This window comes from Lysinibacillus sp. NPDC094177, from assembly GCF_050279145.1.
Classification (GTDB): Bacteria; Bacillota; Bacilli; order Bacillales_A; family Planococcaceae; genus Lysinibacillus.
Genome location: NZ_JBNNTW010000002.1, coordinates 37005 through 60519 on the forward strand (window position 1 = coordinate 37005; position 23515 = coordinate 60519).

Genomic DNA, 23515 nt, shown 5'->3' on the forward strand with positions numbered 1-23515 from the left:
CTTGTTACTACTTCTACAATATGTGCTTATGAAAAATGGACTCGGGCTTTCGTATACATAGTCAAATGAATAGTTTTTTTATGTATGGAGAAACTTTAAAGAAAAGGAGGGGAAAACTTGAAGCTATCAGGAATGATGTTACCTCTATTAGTCAGTTTAACGCTTTTAAGTGGTTGTGGTGAAAAAGAAAAATTTATTGTCTATGGTTCACCGGAAAATGAAAAAGAAGTTGAAGCCATTTTAAAAGAACAGGACTTTGTAGACAAAACAACGGTTATACAATATGACAATAGTATGCTTGTAGCGGTGCAAATTAAACCATGGGATAAGTGGAAAAAAGCTAAATTAGAGAAAAAGTTGCAAAAGAAATTTGATGAAAAATATCCAAACAAAGATGTTTTTGTCTCGACTGATTATAAAATTTATTATGAAGCCAATAAAATAAAAAAGGATCAAGTTGAAGATAATAAACTGAAAGATAAAATTAAGAAATTGAAAAAGCTTGCAAAGGAGGAAACGTAATGGAAAAAGAACAATATCAACAGTTAGAACAAAATGTCACGCCGAAACCGCCCTATTTCAAGAATGTTGCAAAGGCATTTCTAGTAGGTGGACTTATTTGTTTAATCGGGCAGGCAGTATCGCTTTTTTATATAATTTTCTTTGATTTTACCGAAGCAACAGCCGGAAATCCAACAGTTTCAACAATGATATTTTTCGCCATGATTTTAACGGGTTTTGGCTTATATAAGAAAATTGGTCAGTTTGCTGGAGCTGGATCGGCTGTGCCTGTTACAGGGTTTGGTAATGCTGTTATTTCTGCTGCCATTGAGCATAGATCTGAAGGATTAGTACTTGGTGTCGGTGGAAATTTATTTAAATTAGCTGGGTCAGTTGTATTATTTGGTGTTGTCTCCGCCTTTTTTATTGCACTTATTAAATTCATTCTTGTGACGATAGGAGTGGTTTCATGGTAATTGTCTTTCAATCGAAGCCTTCCATAATAGCAGGTGGTGTGGTAGCTGGCCCACTAGAGAAACGTAGTGTATTTAGTCAATATTTTGATACGAATTACGATGATGAACGTTGGCAAATGAAAACAAATGAACAAGGTCATCGAAAAATGGTGCAAGAGGCCTGTGAATTTGCCATGAAAAAAGCGGGTGTGAAAAATACTGCCATTGATTACTTTATGGGTGGCGATTTAGTTAATCAAATGACACCAACCAATTTTGCGGCAAGAGACTTAGACATTCCTTTTATCGGATTATTCTCAGCATGTGCCACCTCTATATCTTCAGTAATTGTTGCGAGCCTATTAACAGAAGTAGGTGCCTCCGAGTTATCGCTAGCTGGTGCTTCTAGTCAGCACAATGCGGTTGAGCGACAATTCCGCTATCCAATCAATTATGGCTCACAAAAGCCCCAAACTGCTCAATGGACGGTAACGGCTGCTGGATATGCTCTTATTGGTAAACATCAAGAGGAATATCCTTCTATTGAAGCAGCAACTGTTGGAAAATCTGTTGATTATGGTATGGATGATCCCTTTCACATGGGCGCAGCGATGGCACCAGCAGCTTTTCAGACGATTCAATCACATTTAGAGCAGCGTAATCAAAAAATTTACCACTATGATTTAATTTTAACAGGTGATTTAGGTCAACTTGGCTTAAAACTGCTAAAAGGAATGTTTGTTGAAAGTGGCATAAAGAGTGAGGAGTTAAAACCTTTACGTGATGCAGGTGCAGAGTTTTATGGACAGGATGAAACATTCCAATCCGGTGCGAGTGGTGCAGGTTGCTCGGCAGCTGTTTTTTTTAGTTATGTAATCCAACAGATGCGAGCAGGTACCTATAAACGAGTACTGCTTGTGGCGACAGGAGCATTACTGTCTCCGCTTACATTTCAACAAGGCGAGACAATTCCATGTACGGCACATGCGATTGAAATTACAATGAAATGAGGCAAGATCTATGGTTATGACATTTGTATTTGCTTTTTTTGTAGGAGGAATTATTTGCGCCATAGGTCAATTATTAATGGATTTTGGTAAACTAACACCTGGACATACATTGAGTACTCTAGTCGTAGCTGGTGCCATTCTTTCCGGAATGGGTTTGTATGAACCACTTATTAATTTTGCTGGTGCTGGTGCAACTGTTCCAATTACATCTTTTGGAAATTCTTTAACGCATGGTGCAATTGTTGAAGCGGAAAAACATGGGCTTGTAGGTGTATTAACCGGGATGTTTGAGGTGACAAGCTCTGGAATCAGTGCTGCCATTGTTTTTGGCTTTATAGGAGCATTAATATTTAAACCAAAAGGAAATGTTGATTAGACGAATACCCCACCCATTTTTACAACCGAAACATATTATAGGTTGTAGAAGGGAGGGGTATTTTTATGGGATATCAAGGCTGGGGTGCTCATTCGTATGGAGGGCATGCTGATTGTTGTTATGGAGGAGACTATGGCGGTTACTACGGTGGTCACCATGGCGGTTACTATGGCTACGGACATGGTCATAGTTCAACTTTTGTCTTAATTGTTGTCCTATTCATTCTTCTGATCATTGTTGGTGCTGCTTGCATATAATTTGATTAATGTGACAGTAGATAGAGGCTTTAGCTTTTCTTCAGAGTGCTCCATTATCTGAATAAAGTTTAAAGCCTTCACTAGTTGTCAAATGTTTCTTGAATGAAACAACAGTGAAAATAAATTTAAATTTTAACTGATAGGAGGGGGAACATGAATCGCGGATTTTTTAATTCAATTGAACAAAAAACTGGAGTATCGATGGATGAAATTTTCGCATTAGCAAATGAAATTCAACATGCTGATTTTACAAATGAAAAACAAGTAAGAAAAATCGTACGGCGCGTAAGTAAAATGTCCAAGAGACAAATTACGCAAGAGCTTGAAGATCAGTTAGTACAATCTATTATTCAAGATGGTAGTTCACTAGATTTAGATAAAATTACTAAAATGATGAAATAACATGATGTATCTACTATTCAAAGCAATATATCTACAAGGTTGGTTAAATGGATTTTCATTTACAAATCAACCTTTAAAGCATTGTAGAGAAATAAAAAGGGTGTTACGATATGCATCAGCATTTTCGTAACACCTATTTCTTAGATCTTTTTTTCCATAGCACGATGTGGGATACCAGCATCCATAAATTCAGGAGATGTGGCCGTATAGCCAAGCTTTTCATAAAAGGGAATAGCATAGCTTTGTGCATTGAGTTTAAGTTTTTTCTTATTTATTGAAATGGAGTGATTTTCCATTTCTTTCATAATTAAAGCACCTAGTTTTTTACCTCGCTGATCTTGTAAAATACAGACACGTTCAATTTTTACAGCATCGTCCTCGATGCTACGTAAACGTGCAGCACCCACAGGATCGTTGCCTTCGTACATAATGAAATGTGTTGCGGATGCATCCTCAGCATCACATTCAAGATGAAGAGGCACACCTTGCTCTTCAACAAAAACTTGTTTGCGGACTGCAAACGCATCCTCATGTTCTTTTGTTGTTTCAACAATCTTAACTTTATACAAAGATTACTCAGCTCCAGTCAATCGGAAAGTTTCATACGTTGTCCACGAGCCGTCTTCTAATTGGTATAAAAGATGAATGCGATCAATTGTATCTTTTTCGTCAACGCCTGTCATACGTAATTGCCCAAAGATGTCATCGTGCTCGGAATCTGTCATTTTTTGAGCAATCGTAATATGTGGTACAAATACATGTTTTGTCTCACCAAAAGGCACTTTTTCTTCTAGAGCTTGGTGGATTGCTGTTAATTGTTCAGTTGATTCAATGCGGAAATAAATCGCATTTGTTGTAGGGAAAAATGAACTTATGCGTAATGCATGAATGTTTAAAGGTGCATATTTGGCAGCAAGTTCATCTAATTGCTTTACGATAGATTGAATATCTTCTTCCGTTGCATCGAAGCTGTCTTTTAATGTTATGTGCGGAGTAATTTTCGCATAATGAGGATCGTAACGTTTGCGATAAGTATTCGCTAAATCTTGCAATTTTTTTGATGGAAATGCCACAATACCGTATTTCATAGGCCATTACCTCCCGAAAATAAACAATTTTTTATTTAAGTATAACAGAAAATTTCGATTTCGTAATTTGAATCGTCTATATTAATTGAAATTTTCAATTAATGCACGACGTAAATCAGGTTTCCAATATTTCCATGTATGATTGCCATCAAATTCTTCATAAAATGTAGAAAATCCTTTGTTTAACATGAGATTATGCAGTTGACGATTTGGTGTTAAAAAATCTTTAACTGTTTTATCCATTGTGACAACTTTATCTTCCTCTTTCCCAACAATATGGTAAATAGAGATTGCACCTGGATCTTTAAAATTCTCTACAGCTTGCAGAACATCTTCGTCAACATACGGTGATTGTAAAATAACCTTGCCAAAAATACTTGGGTATTTTAATGCGGCCATTAAAGAAGCGGTTGCAGCCATTGAATCACCAATAACTCCACGACCCATTCCCATTTGATATGTTGCATATTCAGCGTCTAAATATGGCACAAGCTCGTGTGCTAAAAAACGAAGGTATGCTTCATGTTGCTCTCCACTTGGAATATATTTATGACGTCGATCCTTAATGTCCTTATAAGGAACGAATGCAATGATTAAATTTTCGATTTCATAGTCATCAATAAGTTCATCAGCAAGTTTGGTAATACCCCCAAGCTGGAAATAATCTTTGCCATCTGATGCAATTAAAATATTATATTTATATAGTGGAGAATAATTCGCAGGAACATAAATATAGAGCTGTAATTCCTCCTGTAATGCTTCACTATAGAACTTTAAATCCTGTACAGTTCCCTTATCCAATGATGACACTCCTTCTCATGTTTGTAACAAAATTGTACCATATAGCTAAAGTAAAGGTATAATAGGTTGGGCTAGCACTATTCTAGCAATAAAATCGAAATGAGGGTTAGTTATGCATGATAAAAGTATTCGCATACACTCTGATGAAGTAGCGAAGGCAGCCCAAGCTGCACTCATTCGTCGTGGTGTATCGCTAGAGGATATTGCTAAAATCGTTTATGAAATGCAAAAATCCTATAATGAAGGTTTAACATTAGACCACTGTGTTCATTCTGTCGAGCGTGTATTACGTAAGCGTGAAGTTCAACATGCTTTATTAGTAGGAATAGAATTAGATGAACTTGCAGAGAAAAAGTTATTATCGGCACCATTACAGCAAATAATAGAATCCGATGAGGGTTTATTTGGTGTGGATGAAACAATCGCACTTGGATCTGTTTTTACATATGGTAGCATAGCGGTAACAACTTTCGGACATTTAGATAAGCAAAAAATCGGTATTATTAAGAAGTTGGATACAGAACCTGGCCATCATGTAAATACGTTTTTAGATGATTTAGTTGGCAGTATCGCTGCTTCTGCCGCGTCACGTATTGCACATCGTATGCGTGACTTGGAAGAAGAGGGCGAGACATTTGCTGATATCGAGCCAGAAGAGCTAGGGCCAAAAACAAAATCACATAATGAGATTTAACATAGTATTAATATATAACAGAGCCTTCTCAATAATATGAGGAGGCTCTGTTTTTATTAGTATGTTTATCCAATCGTTTTGTATACTCACACACTATATGGATGCAGAAAATAAGGACATACAAATACACATGAGAGAAAATAGTCAGCTCGTTGAAGTATCTCAAAATCATTGGAGTGCTTTTGCATCTACATAGCTTGAATGTGGTAGCCTGATATTTTACAATAGAAACATCGTGAAACTTTAAAGGGCTTTTGATGAGCTAAGGATTCTTTTAGAAGCTTCCTTAAAGTGTAATAAAGATGAATAGTTGTGAGGGACCTACTACATGAAAATGCAAGATATAAAAACGTTAATTACGAGTGGTACAATCATTCTTGCTGTTGCATTGTATATGATTTTTGGCAGATCACCAGCCCAAGAAAAGGATGCAACATCGACTAACCAGCATGGTACTATTTCTATTGAACAGGTTGAAGGAAAAACAGGAAATAAACGCTTTGATGTAGATTATATTAAAGCCTATGATGGTGATACAATTCAGGCGACAATAAATGGCAAGAAACAAAAAATTCGCCTATTGATGGTAGATACACCTGAAATGAATTATAACAAAGGTGAAGCACAGCCTTATGCTAAAGAGGCGAGAGATTATACGATTAAATTGTTAGAACACGCCAAAAAGATTGAAGCGGTTTACGATGTTGGACCAGAAACAGATAACTATGATCGCTTATTAGCCTATGTCTTTATTGATGATGTAATGTTGCAGGAATCATTATTAAAAGAAGGACTTGCAGCAGTGCGCTTTATCCATAAGCCAAACAATACGTTTGAGGATGAATTTAGAGACATCCAACAAGATGCAGAAAAAGCAAAATTAAATATTTGGTCACACCAAAATTACTTCCAAAAAGATGGTTTCCATCCGGAAGTATTAAAATAAAGGTTATCAATCAAGGGACGGTCCCAGAAGGCAATGAAAAATGCCTTTTGAGGGCGGTCCTTTCTTTATTCAAAATTTATAGTAGTAAATAAAGTAAAGCTATGAAAATCATTAATTTATTTATCTATGATTTTATAGTAAAAAGCATTAATAAGTTTGAATTTGCTCCAGGTGTTAAACTTCTTGTAAGTAATAGTAATCGAATAGGTAAATCAAGTTTTAATAAAATCGCTTTTTTTGCACTAATTGGATTAGGAATTGAGTTAATTCGTTTAGCACATGAATACAATTAAAATTTTGCTAGCTATGCCTGCTGTCATGTTTGCCATTGTAACTGTTATTACAATTGAATATATGTAACAACCATGAAAATAAGTTTCTTCAGAAATAGTAAAAGACAATACTTAATAAAAGCTTTGCTCTACTTTTAAAAATACTGAACTGATGCCTGTCTCTATTCACACGTGGCTCACGTCTCCCGAACTGTATCTTTAATTAGTTCCTCAAGAGATTTAGAACGATTTTTAAAATCACTTAATTTCCAATTCTTATTTCTAGCATAATTTTGGTAAAAATATTAACTAATACAGCTATATTTTCATATACTATTCCTTCCTTGGATAGTATTTGAATTATCACTTTAATAAGATTCTGAAGTACCTTCCAGAAACCGTTTATATTCAAAAGACAATTATATTCCTCAAATTTGCTTAAAATCTTCTACTAGTTGGATAGTATTCCCATTAAAAAAACATTTACATTTCCTAATATTCAGAGTACTATAAAAATCAACTTACATTCAACTGACATGTAAGTTGAATGTAAGTTAGGGAGGGATTTTCTTTGAAAGGAACAACACTTCAAGAAACAGCGTATCATGAAATTAAAAACAAAATTATTAGAGGGGACTTTTTAGAAAGCGGTTTCACTTCCCAAAATCAGTTAGCGGCTGAACTTGGAATAAGTAGAACACCGATAATGACTGCTTTACAAAGGTTACAAAATGAAGGGTTTGTAAAAATTATTTCAAACCATGGCATTCAAATTTTAGGACTGAATGTTCATGAACTAGAAGAAATGTATGAACTGCGATTGGCGTTAGAAACTTTTGTCATTCCAAAAATAGTTGAATTGGTGACTGAGGAACAAATGGAGATACTTGAGGAAATCATTCAAGAACAGAAAAAGTGTGTAGAACACAATGATATATTTCAATTTTTGAAATTGGACTCTGCCTTTCATCTTCAACTTACTGAAGTTTATGGAAACTCCTTATTTATTCAAACACTTACTAATATTCGAGAAAGATTATTTAGTAACCCGTATTATTTTCGCAGAAAAGAATATCCAATTTCTAGATATATAAAGGAACATGAACAAATAATTGAGGCAATTAAATCTAAAGACATTAGACAAGCGATTAAAGAGTTAGAAACACATATTATAAATGGATAGATTTTAAATAGTGGGGGTTTTCATTAAAATGAGCAACCTAGGAGGGAATTATGAAGAATAAAACTTTAATGGACAGTATTATTATTGGATTTGCCACATTTGCAATATTTTTTGGAGCAGGAAATCTTATTTTCCCACCCTTTATTGGTTTTACATCGGGAACAGAATGGGTACCGGCGTTACTTGGTATGACACTTACAGGTGTAATTTTACCGGTATTAGGAATTGTAGCTGTATCAAACAGCGGAGGAACATTCGCTGACTTAACTAAGCCGATAGCACCTTGGTTTTATAAAGTGTTTTGTACACTCATCATGATAGTCATTGGAACTTTCATCAATGTTCCGCGAACTGCTGGAACTAGTTATGAAGTTGCTATTCAACCGTTTTTTCCTAATTTTTCTACAGTCTTGTTCAGCATCATTTTCTTTGCTATTGTGTTTTTAGTCTCTGCTAACAAAGCAAAGGTTATTGATACAATTGGAAAATTCTTCACACCTTTTAAATTTGGATTGCTGCTAGTTATCGTTGCTGTTGCCATTTTTTCTCCTATTGGGAATCCAATTTCAACAAATTTATCGCAACCATTTTTGAACGCCTTTGTTCAATCCTATCAAACAGCTGATGTATTGACTGGGTTGCTCGTTTCAAATATTATCATCGCAGCAATCCGTGCCAAAGGATACGCTGGAAAAGAATTAAAGAAAGTTACAATTTATGTTTCTGCCATTGCTGGTCTTGGGCTTTTCGTAATTTATGGTGGATTGCTCTACCTTGGAGCATCCGGTAGCCAAGTAATTTCAAACAATAATATTGAAAGAACTAGTTTGTTAGTAGAGTTGATGAAAAAATTGATGGGGCAAGGTGGCCTGACACTACTTGCACTATGTGTTTTACTAGCTTGCGTGGTTACAGCAATCGGATTAACAAGTGCAACTAGTGACTTCTTGACAGACCTAACAAAGAATAAAATTCCTTATACTGTTTGGGTGGCTATTAATACAATAATAAGTGCAATTTTTGCAAATGTTAAAGTGGATGCACTTATTTCAGCGGCTGCACCTATCTTCCTTGCTCTGTACCCAATTTCGATTATACTCGTTATTTTAGGATTGTGTAGAAAGTATATACCAAATAGAGGGTCTTATATTGGAACAGCATGTTTTACATTCATCTTTAGTTTAAATGATGCATTCAATGCAATGGGTATTAAATCAGATGCCTTTAACTCATTTGTGGCAAACATACCATTCAGTTCTCAAGGTTTCACATGGTTGATACCAGCGATCGTAGGATTTATTGCGGGAACTATCATTTACAAAATATTCATTAAAAAGCCTAGCGATATTATCGTAGCATAATTTACATATCAAATTGAAAGAAGGAAGTTTTATGAAAAAACCTATTATCGGAATTTCTTGTAGCTTTAGTCCAAATGGACAGATTGGAGTTGTGTCTCACCTTGGTGCACCAAGCCAAGAATGGCAACTTCTTGCAGACGACTACATTCAAGCAATTGAGAAAGCTGGAGGGATTCCAGTGATTTTGCCAGTTGTTGAAAATCCAGAAACAATCCTTCCGATTCTTGGAAAGCTAGATGGAATTATTTTTACTGGCGGAAATGATGTGAGTCCACTTTGTTATAACGAAATGCCTTCAAGTGCAGTTGGAGAAGTCTCTGTGAAAAGGGACAATGTAGATTTGGCACTAATCAAATCTGCATTGGAGAACTATCAAATTCCGATATTAGGGATTTGCAGAGGTTGTCAAATGCTGAACGTGGCTCTTGGTGGCACATTACATCAAGATCTTGCTAAAGATGATGTTACTAAGAATGAGCACTTCTTATCGTCATACCCTATCGAAAATATTTCTCAAATAGCAAATATTGAGACAAACAGTAGACTTGCAAAAATTTTCGGAAGTAAAAGTATAGGAATCAATAGTTTCCATCATCAAGCAGTTAAAGATTTAGGGGAAAATTTAGTAGTAGCTGCAAAAGCCGATGATGGTGTCATTGAGGCTATTGAAATTCAAGGTGAGAGATTTATTGTTGGTGTTCAATGGCACCCTGAGATGATGCAGAGAAACAAAGTAAATCACTCTGTCTTTTTTGAGAGTTTTATTAAGGAGTGCTCCCTTAATTAATTGTTAATGTACATTTGCTAGATGATGAAAATCGGATTAAATGCTTATGGCTGTAGGATTTATCAGAGTAAAATATACTTAAGAGGGTCATTTCCATCCGGAGATAGTAATATAAAAAGCTCCATTTACTGATTGCTCAGTGAATGGAGCTTTTTCGATAATTATGTGTATCGCTAGTGTACTCCAACTTTTTGCTGAGCATGTATACGATACTTTATGTAGGGTCTGAAATTCATATATCAAAGTTCATCATTCGCATTATGTTACATCTTCTGTCCACTCTGAAACTTTATCTTCATTGTCTTTAATCCTTTTTTTGCTGCCTCTTTAGGATCACTGCCTTTCATAATATCAAATATAACACTTTCAATATCCTCCGGAGTCCAGTGGAAGTTTTTAAGAACACTATACGCTCCCGGATTATCTTCTTTCAATCCTTTCCGTGCAAATGTACCAATATATTCTTCTGCTCCGTATATACCTTTAGGATCGTCTAAATATTTTAAATCAAAGGCGTTAAATTTCCAGTGTAGAGACCAACCCGTCACTATGATTTCTTCATTTTTGGCAATGGCTTGAGTAAGGGCTGCTGTCATTGCGCCTGCAGATGAAGTAACTACATTCCAGCCTTCAAGGTTACTATATGCTTTATAAGCATTTTCAGTGTAAACGTACAAAACGAAGCTGATTTTGAAGAAACTCAAAATTGCAAGAAAAAAGATTATCAAATTTTGCTTCAAAACTAACAAGTTTTGATTTTATAAATTTTTTAGATAATACCATAGTGCCAATTTCAAAAAATATGAGTATATAAGTTAAGGAAAGGGGATGTTATAGATAATGAAAAAAGTAAGCTTATTATTGATGATTGTCATACTTTTGATATCTTCTCAACTATCATTTAGTAATATATCTGCTTACGCAAACAGTGTTAGTGAAGGTGATTAAATGGCGGTGTTGCCATTGTCGGATATCGGGGTGAATCAAATGAAAACTTAACACGTGCACAATTTACAGCGTTCATGTATAGAGCACTTGGTTTATAAGTCTTACTATGAAGGAAGATGTATCGTAATTTGATACATCTCTTTTTTTTAGATAAGAAAGAAGGATGACAACCTGTAACGTTGGGAAATAACCTATCACGATAGAAATTCTGATGATGAAGATGAAAAACTAGAATTAAAAATCCCCAAAAGATATATGTTTTGAATGGATTTATAGGATTATCAAGTTTTGCGCGAAAACGAACAAAAAGTGATTTTGCTTGTTTTAAAATGCCTGATATAGTGTAAATATCCTTGAATACAAGAGGATTTATTCACAGTTTCTCAAAATGAGTAAATTTGATGAAAATAAGTTACATTTGTTGTTTAAAAGAGTATTCAGTGGAAGTAACATAGTTGTTTTATCTGTATTATTAGCAATATTTATTAACTGTAGTAGTTATAAAGTATCAAGAATATTGTTTTTTAATGTTTAGTGTCATAAAAAGCGGGGAAGAGAATGTATTGATGATAAGAGTTATATAAGCTTATCTAATTCAAACTGTTAGTACGACACAGCTGGGGTTTACCGGTGGAAGACATTGAGGTGTTTTTATGTATAATTTTTTGGATCGTTCATCTTTACAAAAAGTAGGAATTCTACATCATATTTATGAAGAACAGAGGCTATATTCAAGTTTAGAGTTATCTCAAATGATGGATTTGTCTGAAAGAACAATTTTGAAAATAGTAAATGAGATAGCAATTGATTTAGAATTTATTACCGAATCTGCTGTTATCCAAAAAGAAGAGCTTAAGTATTTTCAATTAATTTATAAAGATAATTTTTCTATGAAGACTATAGAAAGATATTATTTACAAAACTCATTAACATATAAAGCTTTTGATGAGATGTTTTACAATAAATTTTTTGATATTAACATGTTTGTTTTGGATAATTTTACTAGCCCTGCATCCGTATATCGACGAATAAAAAAAGTTAAGCCTTTGTTAGATCAATTTCACTTAAAGTATACATCTTATGCGGAAGTCAGTCTTGACGGGACAGAAAAGCAATTTCGTTATTTTTATTTCTTGTTCTACTGGAATTCATGTTGGGGAGAGGAATGGCCATTTACTCAAGTTTCTAGAGAAGAAATACTAGAATTAATGGAGGAAGTAGACATAGCCTATTCCGAACAACTTTTATATTGGCTGGCTATTTGCTTAACACGTGCAAAATTAGGTTGCTTAATCGAATATCATCCTATGTACGCTAACTTTACGAAACATCATCATAACTATGAGCAATTATCAGGAAGAATTAGGTATATATTTAAAAAAATTACTGATTTATCAGACGAAGAAATCGAACTAGAAACAATGTTTACATTCTCCATCATTAGCTGTATGCGTCATTATCTGAAGAAAGATAATGCAGTAAGTTTATTGATGAACTTTGCACAACATCATAATCAGGAGTTATTTGTACAAACAACTATATACTGGATGGAAGTATTCATGGAGCATTTTTCAGTTACTTTAGATGTAGAAGAATATGGGGCACTCTTTGTAAACTTACTGCATCTTCATTATTTTATTTTAACCTTTTCTGGTCCAGCTAATTTATTTAAAGAAGATCTTTATAAAAAGCGATTAAACATGCATGAAACTGCTCAAATAGAAATCATGAATCAGTTTTATGATCGGCTATTGGAAAATAAGGCTTTCGACACCGTATTTAAACGAAGAGAAATATTAATTGGCCGATATCATAAATTACTAAAACAAACAATTGATTTTGTAAATAGAGATACGATTAAAATAAAAATATTTTCAATGATAAATGATGTTCCATATCTATTCAGTCAAATAAAACGTCTTTTTATCCATGTTGAGTTATGTTCTGAAGATAAAGAGGCGGAACTAATTATAACGGATCGCTTATACTTGAATATTAACAAAGATTTAGAAGATACATTTGTATGGAATACAGTTCCTCAAAGAAGCGATTATGAAAGGTTATCAAAAAAACTACAGGAAATTTATTTTATTAAGTATCAACAGCCAAATAAGCTACTATTGAAAACTTTATTAAGTGAAGTTTAAAGAAATAAGTCGATATTTTGGGGATGAGTTTTGCTAATGAATTAAACAATTGATGAGGAGTCGGTTAAATGTGTAAAAATATACCGAAGGAATTAACATATTATTTAAAATTGGGTGATGCTGTTGTCATCGTTGATGAAAATCAATTCATTATTGATATAAACCAACAATACGAAACGATCACCGGCTATAAAAGAGAATTTCTAATAGGATTATCAATAGAATCTTTAAAATCGAGTGCAACACCATTTGTTATGTATAAATCGTTAAAACGTACATTAAGAAATGGACAGCCATGGTCTGGGACAATGGTTAATGTCAACAAATCATTAGAGCTAAGGTATTCATTTATAACGATTACACCTATTGAAATAAAAGGAATTGTTTATTATGTAGGAGTAATACGCTTAGCAGAACAATTATTGATAGAAGAAGTGAATCAGAACAAGATAGATCAAAAAGAACTATTTAAGTTATTAGCTCTATCAAGTGAAATGCGTGATGTAAATATAGCTGAACATCTTTTAAATGTGCAAAAGTTAGCAGAGGATTTCTTGCTAATCCTCTTTGAAGATAGAACCTATAATTTATCGTTAGATTATGTAAGTAAAATTATAGAATTCAGTGTATTACATGACATTGGAAAAACGGGTATACCAGAATCGATACTGTATAAAACTGGTCCATTAACAGTCTATGAAAAGAAAATTATGAAGATGCATCCTCTTATGGGTGTAGATGTATTGAATAAACTGACTAATGAAATGGACAATAAAGTTTTTAATAATACAAAAATAGCTGAAAATATTATTAAATATCATCATGAGAATTGGGATGGAACAGGATATCCAATGGGATTAAAAGGAGAAGATATTCCTTTTGAAGCGAGAGTAATATCTATAGTTGATGTTTACGACGCTTTAGTTAGTAATAGAGCTTATAAAAAAGCTTGGACAAAAGAAGAAGCTCTTTCTTATTTAAAAGAACAGAAGGGTATTAAGTTTGACCCGAATTTAGTAGAAGTGTTTATAGAAAAAGTAGTAGGAAAGAATAGTATTATACTAAAATAAAGCAGAGTGTTCAGGTAAATAATATGTGTAATAGTGAAATTGTTTGTTACCTATACAGCTGCATAATTGACTTTTAAGTGTAATTACCAATTTTATTATAAATTTTCAAAAAATGTATTAAGGTGGAGAGGTAATGAAGTTTTACAAAAATGCATCTTTGGTTGGGAAGTTCAGAATATTTAATACCATTATCTTGATAGCTCTTGTAATGATAGGGTTTACAGGGATATTGGGCGTTAATGAAATGAATAATAGAGCACAGCATATTTATAAAGACAATTTAAAATCAGTATATTTTTTAAGTAATATTTACGTTAATCAGCAAAAAATAACTAATTTAAAGTTTGAAATTTTTTTTAATTCAAATGATATTGATGAAAAAATTAAATATTATGAAGAAATAGTAGCTTTGGAAGAAGATAGTATTGTTAATTTTAATAAATTAGAGAAAACAAATATGAGTAGTGAAGAAAGTAAACTACTTAAGACTTTAAAACAAGTAGATAAAGACTATGAAGAAACATTAGAATCTATGGTTCAACAGGTAATCTCAGGTGCAGAAATAGAAGATGCTGATATTTTTCTAAAGCCGCTGTTAGAAAAAGAGAAGCAAAGAGATGATCTTATGGAGCAAATAGAGCACATAAATATCGAAAGTGCTGATATAAAAAGCGATGAAAGTTATGTAACTTATAAAAATACATTGTATAGAAACATCATTATTATCACTATTTCTCTATTATTTAGTATAACTGCTCTAATCTTATTAAGTAGATATGTCAAAAAGGCAATCTCCAATATTCAGGATGTTGTATTAGGAGTTGAAAATGGCGATTTAACAAGACATGCTGAGGTGATATACCCTGACGATCTTGGGGAAATTACTGTAGGGTTGAACAATTCTGTTTCTCATATTCAGGAACTTGTTTCTAGTGTTAGTAGCACCTCGGCACAAATGCGTACTTTAAGTGAAGATTTAACTGGAACTATTGAAGAAATTACTGCTTCAATGGATGAAATTGATACAACTTCAAAGGATGTCGCTATGGGAAGTACTACCCTAGGTGCAACAACCGAGCAATTAAACGCTACTGCAATTGAGGTGCTCGATAGTACAAAAAAATTAAATGAGAAGACAGAACAAAGTCTTGAATTCTCACAAGAAGTAAAAAATAGGGCCGTTGATATTAAAGAAACAGCTATTCAAGCATATAGTACAGCTCGTAATCTATATGAAGAAAAACAAAAACTAGTTTTAGAAGCAATTCAAGCCGGAAAAATCGTATCCGAAGTAAAAGTTATGTCTGAAACAATAGCAGATATTGCTGATCAAACCAATTTGTTAGCATTAAATGCAGCGATTGAGGCTGCAAGAGCAGGGGAGCAAGGTAAAGGTTTTGCTGTTGTAGCTGATGAAGTACGGAAATTAGCTGAACAATCATCCGAAACCGTTCAAAAAATACAAATTGTTACTAGTGAAGTAGAAGAAGCATTTACGAATGTGTCTATCAATGCGCATGAGCTATTAAACTTTATTGATAATAAAGTAACACTTGATTATGAGCTTTTCCAAAACAGTGGAATTCAATATGAAGAGGATGCTCAGCATTTTAATGTATTAATCACTGATGTGACAGCATTTGTAGAAACAATGAAATATTCCATGCTGGAAATACAAGAGGCGATTGAAAATGTATCAAATGTCGCTATAGAGTCATCTGATCAGTCAAATGATATAGCAAAGGGTATTTCAGAAACATTACAAGTAATACAGCATGTAGCAGAGTCATCCGTTGAAACGGCAAATATTGCTGAAAAGGTTTCTCAAGAGTTAAATAAGTTCACATTATAGGAAAAATATACCCGAGGATAAAAGACGAAAAAATGCATTTCATTCAAGTCTTCCGCGGGTTAAATGCGTTGAAGTATGAGGAACTCAAGTCCTTACGTGAAAAGTTCATTGAATCGAGGGTAATCCCAATCTCTTCTCGATTAAATCCGTTCAAAACATCGATGAACAAAAATTTTTTCCCTTCATATCATATGTGAGAATGGATTTTACGTTATTGAGGAGGAAAGGAATGCATTGGATAGCCATCATACTTATTGGGATAGCTGCCAACTTAGATAATTTAGGAATTGGTCTCGCCTATGGTATTAAGCGAGTAAAAATACCCGTATTATCCAATGCGGTTATTGCCCTTATTTCAATGATCGTCACATACGCTGCAGTAACAGCTGGAAGCGTAGTTATTAATTATGTCTCTCCAGATTTCGCAAACTTAATAGGAAGTCTTTTGCTTTGTGCAATTGGGATATGGACTTTATTATCTAGTCGCTTTTCTAAACAAGGAATATTAGAACATCCTGAAGTATTTGATGAGGATAAAAATTATATCATTTCAATTCGAGAAGCAATGACGCTCGGCTTCGTCTTATCAGCCAACTGTTTAGCCGGAGGAATAGCACTTGGGGCCAATGGTATTTCTGCGATTTGGACAGTTATATCTATCGGTGTCTTTTCGTTCATAACAGTAGGTGCTGGTGTTCATTTTGGAGTCTTACTTACAAAAACTTTTATTGGAAGATACTCAACTGCTATTTCAGGGTGGTTACTTATTCTTATAGGAATCATTGAAATAATTTCTTGAATACTACAAAATTTCAGAGCGAGAGAGTCCACCTTTTATCGTACACAATCTTCGAAAGGAAAATTTGGGATTATCGATTGAAAAAAGTTTTAAAGAAATAACTTGACGTAAGTAAATTATTAATATATAGTAAGTTACATAAAGTAATCAATTACTTTTCGTAACTGTTTTTTACTAGGATGTATGAAAGAAGTAACTACAATATTTATCCCTTTTGAGCTTAGGGAACATATTTAATGTAGTTACTTCATATTTTAAAATATATCTCGAAATCGAGATAAAATCAACTTAATTGGAGGAATTTATAATGACAAAATGGAACATCGATTTAGGACACTCAGCAATTAACTTTCAAGTAAAACACATGATGGTATCAAAAGTAAAAGGTGTATTCGATACTTATTCAGCTGATATTGAAGCGGCAGATCTTGCAGATTTAACAACAGCAAACATTAGCTTTACAATTGATGCTGCTAGCATTAATACACGTAGTGAAGATCGTGATAATCACTTAAAAGCAGCAGATTTCTTCAATGCTGAAAAATATCCGACAATCACATTCAAGTCAACAAACATTGCAAAAAAATCAGATGATGAATATGCGCTTACAGGTGATTTAACAATTAAAGACGTAACGAAATCAGTAACATTTGATACTGAATTTAATGGTAAAGGTACAAATCCATGGGGCCAAGAAGTTTATGGCTTTGAATCTACAACATCAATCAATCGTGAAGATTTTGGCTTAACTTGGAATGCGGCATTGGAAACTGGCGGTGTTCTAGTTGGGAAAGACATCAAAATTACAGTTGAACTGGAAGTAAACCCAGCTTAACTTCTTTCAGCTGAAATAGAGGAACTCAGTCTAATAACGCCACGTCCTGTGGCAATGACTGAGTGACCAACATCACGTTGGCCCAAAGCCTCCGGACGCAATTATGCCGAGGCATAATTGATTTTTGTAAAATGTGCTCGATACATATCGGGCACATTTTTTTTATGTGAATAAAAAACTTTGTCAAAAAATAACACAATAAATAAGTTACTTGCATAATTTTAGTAATTACAGCATATAAAACATCATATTGTTTTTGGGGGCGATGGGATGAATGTATTAGTGACAGGTGGCTATGGTTTTATTGGTAGTGCAGTGGCGAGGCGTTTTTTTAAAGAGGGTGCAAATGTTTATATTATTGATAATTTAAGTACAGGTCATTTACGCAATGTCGATTTTGAGCATAAATCTTATCTTTTGAATGTAGAAGATGAAGTTTGTGAGCATCTCTTTAAAGAAACATCATTTGATGTGGTCATCCATTGTGCAGCGCAAACGAGTGTCCAAAAATCAATGCAAGAGCCAGTGAAGGATGTTTTAACGAATATTGTAGGACTAAGTCAGATGCTCTTCTTATCGTCAAAATATAAGGTAAAACATTTCGTTTTTGCCTCGTCAGCAGCTGTTTATGGAGATAGTCACTATCCTCCACTAGAAGAAACCGATGTTAGTGAACCGATTTCGATGTATGGATTAAACAAAAGTATTGGTGAGACATACTGTGAAAAATGGCAAAAGGATTATCATTTACCAACATTAATTTACAGATTTGCTAATGTATTCGGTCCTAGGCAATGTATGCGTGGGGAAGCGGCGGTTATTCCTAGCATGCTAAAAAGCAGTATTGATGGAAAGCCCTTTACGATTTATGGAGATGGAGAACAAACACGAGATTTCATATATGTAGATGACATTGCAGATGCTATTTATGCTGGAGTACATGCTAGATTACAAGGCATTTATAATGTATCAACGAATGAGGCATGGTCAATTCATCAAGTCGTTTTATTATTACAGCATTTAAATCATCCTTTAGAAATTCAATATGCTCCTGCAAGAGAGGGTGATATTGAGCATTCGTTTTTAAATAATGAAAAGTTGGCAAAGGCAATAGGATGGAGACCAAAAACTTCTTTTGCGGAAGGCATAGAGCGGACATTACAAGCATTACAAAATGAAAAGATAGTGGAAATTTGAGAGGATTGTAAAAGTATATCAATGTGATGAATTTATTCATTTTTATATGAATACTTTGAAGAATTATCGTAACAAAACCTCATTTTATCGGAACAATTTCATTTTTTGGAGTGACTCTAGGAAAGTGCCCAGTCGGAACTGAAATCAACTTCGCGTTAAGGTGAGAATATGTAGATGATTATATGAAATTTTTGACGATTTACCCTACTATAAAGGGGAAATCGTCTTTTTATATGTTCAATCATTCATCAGTAAATAATTGTGCATCGCATTATTAGTATTACGTGGAGTAATAGGTGTTTTTTTACGCCTATAGTATAATTAAAGAATGTTGCGGAATTGAACGGGGGCTTATACATGCTAGTAGATTTTAGAGTGAAAAATTGCTTAAGTTATAAGGATGAAACACTATTTTCAATGGTGGCGGGCAGCCGCATTCGTAAATTAAAGGCCACACATACGATGAAATTTGACTCGTTTCGCCTTGTAAAAAGTGCTTTTATTTTCGGACCAAATGGAAGTGGAAAATCAAACTTATTCACGGCCATTAAAATTTTACGTTCTTTATTGTTTAACTTTGAAAATCTTAATAATGTCAAACAGCTGCGCTTACCCTACCAGCCATTTAAGTTAGGGGATCAGCAAGGGCAACCGACAGAATTTATGATTTCATTAATACTAGATGGGGTACTGTACGATTATGAGGTACAGTATAATGCATCGCAGGTCCTTTATGAATGCCTAACTAAAACGACAAAATCTATGAAAGAACAGCTCTTTAATAGACAATGGGATGGGACAGAATATTTGTATGAAACTGCCCAAAGCACAGCGCTAGAATTGACAAAATATACACGTGATAATACAGCTTTCTTATCAGTATTAAATGTCTTTAATGACCCAGATGCTACGAAAATATTTGATTGGTTTTTACATAAAATACTGTTTTTAGATGAAGCAAATCGGTTATCAAGTCATCCACTTATTCGTAAACTTGAAGAGGAGCCCTTTAAAAAAGAGGTAATTAAGTTACTTAAGATTGCAGACTTCTCTATTCAAGATGTGACAGCAAGACGCGTTGAGCGTAGAGAGAAAAATACTATTGGCTATGATTTTGACACTTCAGAGGTTATTCAAGAGGTGGATATCGATTTACACTATCTATCGTTCAATAAAGCAGGTGCGCCGATAGGGGCAGAGACGATCAATTGGACGATGGATTCAAAGGGGACAGTCCGTATGTTGCATTTAGCATGTGTCATAGTAGATGCATACAATAAAGGAAAGACTATCTTTATAGATGAATTTGATACAGCATTTCATGTGTCCATCTGCGAATTTTTAATGGCCATTATGAACAGCAAACGTAACGTTACTAATCAATTTGTGGTCACAACTCATGAAATTGATTTATTAGATCAGCCACTACGTTCCGATCAAATATGGTTTGTGAATAAAAGCTTTAAAAATGAATCCGAGTTATATTCTTTATTTGATTTTGCAGATTTACAGAAGAAACGTGGAGATATTTCCTATGCCAAGCGTTACTTAAAAGGAGAATTTGGGGCTACACCGGTTATTAATGAATATTTATCTGATCAATATCTAGAGGAAGTGGAGGTAACCGAGCAGTGAGAGTACGTCAACAAGGGAATCGAACACTGCGTAAAACAATTTTAGTTTATTGTGAAGGTGAAACCGAACGTATTTATTTTGAGCAAATGCGTATTTTAAAGCGTTCCAAAATGGTAAGTGTCAAAATAAAAAACGTTAAGCGTTCAGCTATTAAGCTAGCCCAGCATGCCTATCGAGATTCGAGCTATCAATATTCTGATGAGGTTTGGATTGTTTTTGATAAAGATGATTTGACCGAAAAGCAATTAGAGGAAGTAAATGCTTTTTGTGAGGAGAAAAGTATTCATATTGCCTATACAAACGAAGCATTTGAATTATGGCTACTATTGCATTTTGAAGAGGTCGATATTTCTGAAAAGTATCCTCGTGCTGTATTAAATGACAAGATGGAGCAACATCTTGGGGTAACACGTTACTTTCGTCATAAAGCGGATGAGTCAGTCATTGCACCTATCGCACTTCGACATGAGGTTGCTATTAAAAATTGCACAGATATGATGGCGCTTCGCGAGACGGAAAGCCGTGACAATCCTTATTGCAACATACATGAAATGATACAATACATATTTTAACTTCTTTCAGCGGGTGTCTAAAAACCTGTACCTGCTGAAATAGAGAGAGGAACTCAGTCTAAGAACGCCACGTCCTGTGGCAATTTATCTGTGTGAAAGCGAAGCGACAGCAACACTCACTGCCGCTACGTTAGCACTGCGCTTTCGCACAAAAAACATCTGTTGCTGCCGCTGCGTTAGCACTACGCTTTCGCACAATAAACATCTGCAGGCTAAGCACAAAGCCGATTCCGGGCGTAATTATGCCGAGGCATGATTGATTGCTAAACAGCAGGTTTTCCGTTGCTTAATGGAGAACCTGCTGTTTTTATATTTCACTAGAACAAGGTGGTATTTCCGGACGCAATCACACTAAATCGAAATTGATTTCCACTAACTAATGTGAATAAATAAATTTTTTGTATTGGGAATTAAATAATATCAGCAGCCATGATAATTGAACTGTACATATGACACGACTCAAACCTATAAATGATTGAAAAGTGTATTTTGTCTTCGTTATTTTTAAAAATTAGCTAACTTGCCTTTTCTCTCTAAACACATTAAAATGAAATTAAGTTAATATACAAGGTTTGAGCGATTGAGAGACCATTAAAAACATATGTACATTTTGTACATGTGCTTTTAATGGTCTCTTTTTTCGTTCTTAATAAGGAGGAATTTCATTATGAGCACAGCTTCAGCAATGCAACGTCAACAAATTATTGAAGAATTACAAAGTAAAGAATACGATTTATTGGTTATCGGTGGTGGTATTACAGGTTGTGGTATTGCACTTGATGCAATTGCTCGTGGATTATCTGTAGCGTTAGTTGAAATGCAAGACTTCGCCGCTGGTACTTCTAGTCGTTCGACAAAATTAGTGCATGGTGGACTTCGTTATTTAAAACAATTTGAAATAAAAGAAGTTGCAGATTTAGGAAAAGAGCGTGCAATCGTTTATGAAAATGGACCTCATGTAACAACTCCTGTTTGGATGCTACTACCATTCCATAAAGGAGGCACATTCGGTAAATTCTCAACGAATATTGGCTTACGTGTCTATGATTTTTTAGCAGGGGTTAAACATTCTGAACGTCGATATATGTTAAATGCCGTAAAAACAATGGAAAAAGAACCTTTGGTCAAAGCAGAGGACTTACGTGGCGGTGGTGTATATGTAGAATATCGTACAGATGATGCACGTCTAACAGTCGAAGTTGCCAAAATTGCCATCGAAAAAGGCGCTACACTCATTAACTATACAAAGGCAGAAAACTTTTTATACGATGACCAAAAGAAAATTAATGGTATCGTCGCACAAGATTTAATTGCCCATAATGCTTTTAATATTCGTGCAAAAAAAGTTGTGAATGCTGCGGGTCCATGGGTAGATGAAGTTCGTACTATCGAAGGGAAACAAAATGGTAAGCATTTAATTTTATCAAAAGGTGTGCACATCGTTTTTGATGAATCCAATTTCCCACTACGTCAAGCTGTCTATTTTGATACACCTGATGGTCGTATGGTGTTTGCAATTCCTCGTGATGGGAAAACATATGTTGGAACGACAGATACATTTTACAAAGGCGATGCACGAGATATGAATATCCATCAAGAAGATCGTGATTATATTATGAAGGCAATACATTACATGTTTCCAAAAGTTAAAGTCACTGATGAAGATATCGAATCCAGCTGGGCAGGAGTTCGCCCATTAATTCATGAGGAAGGTAAAAATCCATCTGAAATTTCTCGTAAGGATGAAGTATGGGAATCTCCTTCAGGTCTTGTGACAATTGCTGGCGGTAAATTAACAGGTTATCGCAAAATGGCTGAAACAGTTTTAAATATGATTGCACAAGATTTAGAACAGCGATTTGGCATTGCATCAAAACCATGTCATACAAAGAATATTCATATATCTGGTGGAGATGTTGGGGGCTCCCAAAACTTACATGCCTTCGTGTCAAAACGTGTAAAAATGGGTGTCGAAATTGGATTACCAGAAGAGGAAGCAAAACATTTAGCACATCATTATGGTTCTAATGTGGACGTTGTTTTTGAATATGCCAAAGAAAAGCATCCCATTTTACCACAAGGGCTATATGCTCAGCTACTATATGGTATTCATCATGAAATGGTTGTTCATCCGAACGACTTTATGATTCGCCGTACAGCTTATATGTTCTTTAATATCGCACTTGTGAAACAATATAAAGAGGCGGTATTAGATGAAATGGCAAAACAATTAAACTGGTCTACTGAACAACGTACACAATATGAAAAAGATTTAAGTATAGAAATAACTAGAGCTACAACTGCATTATAATAAGAATGAAGGTCGT

Annotated in this window: 23 protein-coding genes and 1 pseudogene; 20 read left to right on the forward strand and 4 right to left on the reverse strand. The window is 34.4% G+C overall.

Annotated features, from left to right (window positions below; genetic code table 11):
• Window positions 1-117 precede the first annotated feature (117 nt).
• The 6 genes from ACQKNC_RS03775 (at window position 118) to ACQKNC_RS03800 (ending at window position 3001) form a co-directional block, all read left to right on the forward strand.
• Complete coding sequence (locus ACQKNC_RS03775; RefSeq protein WP_427423545.1) at window positions 118-522, forward strand: YhcN/YlaJ family sporulation lipoprotein; 405 nt, start codon at window positions 118-120, stop codon at window positions 520-522.
• The gene (spoVAC, locus tag ACQKNC_RS03780) at window positions 522-977 is read left to right on the forward strand and encodes a stage V sporulation protein AC (RefSeq protein ID WP_427423546.1); all 456 of its coding nucleotides are present in this window, start codon (window positions 522-524) and stop codon (window positions 975-977) included. Before ACQKNC_RS03775 ends, spoVAC begins: the two co-directional genes overlap by 1 nt.
• The gene (locus ACQKNC_RS03785) at window positions 971-1966 is read left to right on the forward strand and encodes a stage V sporulation protein AD (RefSeq protein ID WP_427423547.1); all 996 of its coding nucleotides are present in this window, start codon (window positions 971-973) and stop codon (window positions 1964-1966) included. Before spoVAC ends, ACQKNC_RS03785 begins: the two co-directional genes overlap by 7 nt.
• Before the next feature lie 16 nt (window positions 1967-1982).
• Entirely contained in the window at window positions 1983-2342 is a 360-nt protein-coding gene (gene spoVAE, locus ACQKNC_RS03790) for a stage V sporulation protein AE (RefSeq protein WP_427423924.1), read from the forward strand.
• Window positions 2343-2407: 65 nt separating this feature from the next.
• A complete protein-coding gene (locus tag ACQKNC_RS03795; RefSeq protein WP_427423548.1) occupies window positions 2408-2599 on the forward strand; it encodes a YjcZ family sporulation protein in 192 nt (63 codons plus the stop codon).
• 153 nt (window positions 2600-2752) lie between these two features.
• Window positions 2753-3001, forward strand: coding sequence for a stage VI sporulation protein F (locus tag ACQKNC_RS03800; protein WP_337991518.1), 249 nt, complete (start codon window positions 2753-2755; stop codon window positions 2999-3001).
• Window positions 3002-3141: 140 nt separating this feature from the next.
• On the opposite strand, the gene ACQKNC_RS03805 is transcribed toward ACQKNC_RS03800, so the two are convergent.
• The 3 genes from ACQKNC_RS03805 to ACQKNC_RS03815 all read right to left on the reverse strand — a co-directional run bounded on the left by ACQKNC_RS03805 (window position 3142) and on the right by ACQKNC_RS03815 (window position 4890).
• Complete coding sequence (locus ACQKNC_RS03805; RefSeq protein WP_427423549.1) at window positions 3142-3570, reverse strand: GNAT family N-acetyltransferase; 429 nt, start codon at window positions 3568-3570, stop codon at window positions 3142-3144.
• 3 nt (window positions 3571-3573) lie between these two features.
• Entirely contained in the window at window positions 3574-4089 is a 516-nt protein-coding gene (locus ACQKNC_RS03810) for a YjcG family protein (RefSeq protein ID WP_427423550.1), read from the reverse strand.
• Window positions 4090-4170: 81 nt separating this feature from the next.
• A complete protein-coding gene (locus tag ACQKNC_RS03815; RefSeq protein ID WP_427423551.1) occupies window positions 4171-4890 on the reverse strand; it encodes an alpha/beta hydrolase in 720 nt (239 codons plus the stop codon).
• Window positions 4891-5002: 112 nt separating this feature from the next.
• Here ACQKNC_RS03815 and ACQKNC_RS03820 point away from each other — a divergent pair, with 112 nt between their 5' ends.
• From ACQKNC_RS03820 to ACQKNC_RS03840, 5 genes are all read left to right on the forward strand, one after another.
• Window positions 5003-5584 carry a phosphatidylglycerophosphatase A family protein gene (locus ACQKNC_RS03820; protein WP_427423552.1) on the forward strand — a complete coding sequence of 194 codons (582 nt, stop codon included), beginning with the start codon at window positions 5003-5005 and terminating at the stop codon, window positions 5582-5584.
• Between the two features lie 328 nt (window positions 5585-5912).
• Window positions 5913-6530, forward strand: coding sequence for a thermonuclease family protein (locus ACQKNC_RS03825; RefSeq protein ID WP_427423553.1), 618 nt, complete (start codon window positions 5913-5915; stop codon window positions 6528-6530).
• Window positions 6531-7373: 843 nt separating this feature from the next.
• Window positions 7374-7985 (forward strand): GntR family transcriptional regulator, encoded by a 612-nt coding sequence (locus ACQKNC_RS03830; RefSeq protein ID WP_427423554.1) that lies wholly within the window; start codon window positions 7374-7376, stop codon window positions 7983-7985.
• Window positions 7986-8035: 50 nt separating this feature from the next.
• Window positions 8036-9346, forward strand: coding sequence for a branched-chain amino acid transport system II carrier protein (brnQ, locus tag ACQKNC_RS03835; protein ID WP_427423555.1), 1311 nt, complete (start codon window positions 8036-8038; stop codon window positions 9344-9346).
• A gap of 31 nt (window positions 9347-9377) precedes the next feature.
• Entirely contained in the window at window positions 9378-10133 is a 756-nt protein-coding gene (locus ACQKNC_RS03840; protein ID WP_427423556.1) for a gamma-glutamyl-gamma-aminobutyrate hydrolase family protein, read from the forward strand.
• A gap of 258 nt (window positions 10134-10391) precedes the next feature.
• On the opposite strand, the pseudogene ACQKNC_RS03845 reads toward ACQKNC_RS03840, so the two are convergent.
• Window positions 10392-10798 (reverse strand): annotated as a pseudogene (locus tag ACQKNC_RS03845) (glycine betaine ABC transporter substrate-binding protein); the annotation flags it as partial.
• Between the two features lie 936 nt (window positions 10799-11734).
• On the opposite strand from ACQKNC_RS03845, the gene ACQKNC_RS03850 reads away from it, so the two are divergent.
• The 9 genes from ACQKNC_RS03850 (at window position 11735) to ACQKNC_RS03890 (ending at window position 23499) form a co-directional block, all read left to right on the forward strand.
• Window positions 11735-13228: a helix-turn-helix domain-containing protein gene (locus tag ACQKNC_RS03850; RefSeq protein ID WP_427423557.1), complete on the forward strand. Its 1494-nt coding sequence runs from the start codon at window positions 11735-11737 to the stop codon at window positions 13226-13228.
• A 68-nt stretch (window positions 13229-13296) separates the two neighbouring features.
• The gene (locus ACQKNC_RS03855) at window positions 13297-14298 is read left to right on the forward strand and encodes an HD domain-containing phosphohydrolase (protein WP_427423558.1); all 1002 of its coding nucleotides are present in this window, start codon (window positions 13297-13299) and stop codon (window positions 14296-14298) included.
• A gap of 133 nt (window positions 14299-14431) precedes the next feature.
• Window positions 14432-16150 carry a methyl-accepting chemotaxis protein gene (locus ACQKNC_RS03860; RefSeq protein WP_427423559.1) on the forward strand — a complete coding sequence of 573 codons (1719 nt, stop codon included), beginning with the start codon at window positions 14432-14434 and terminating at the stop codon, window positions 16148-16150.
• 229 nt (window positions 16151-16379) lie between these two features.
• Entirely contained in the window at window positions 16380-16949 is a 570-nt protein-coding gene (locus ACQKNC_RS03865; protein WP_427423560.1) for a manganese efflux pump, read from the forward strand.
• Window positions 16950-17256: 307 nt separating this feature from the next.
• Entirely contained in the window at window positions 17257-17784 is a 528-nt protein-coding gene (locus ACQKNC_RS03870) for a YceI family protein (protein WP_427423561.1), read from the forward strand.
• 270 nt (window positions 17785-18054) lie between these two features.
• A complete protein-coding gene (locus ACQKNC_RS03875; RefSeq protein WP_427423562.1) occupies window positions 18055-18981 on the forward strand; it encodes an NAD-dependent epimerase/dehydratase family protein in 927 nt (308 codons plus the stop codon).
• Window positions 18982-19338: 357 nt separating this feature from the next.
• Window positions 19339-20616 carry an AAA family ATPase gene (locus ACQKNC_RS03880; protein ID WP_427423563.1) on the forward strand — a complete coding sequence of 426 codons (1278 nt, stop codon included), beginning with the start codon at window positions 19339-19341 and terminating at the stop codon, window positions 20614-20616.
• Complete coding sequence (locus ACQKNC_RS03885) at window positions 20613-21188, forward strand: RloB family protein (RefSeq protein WP_427423564.1); 576 nt, start codon at window positions 20613-20615, stop codon at window positions 21186-21188. Before ACQKNC_RS03880 ends, ACQKNC_RS03885 begins: the two co-directional genes overlap by 4 nt.
• Before the next feature lie 667 nt (window positions 21189-21855).
• Entirely contained in the window at window positions 21856-23499 is a 1644-nt protein-coding gene (locus tag ACQKNC_RS03890) for a glycerol-3-phosphate dehydrogenase/oxidase (protein WP_427423565.1), read from the forward strand.
• The last annotated feature ends 16 nt before the right edge of the window (window positions 23500-23515 follow it).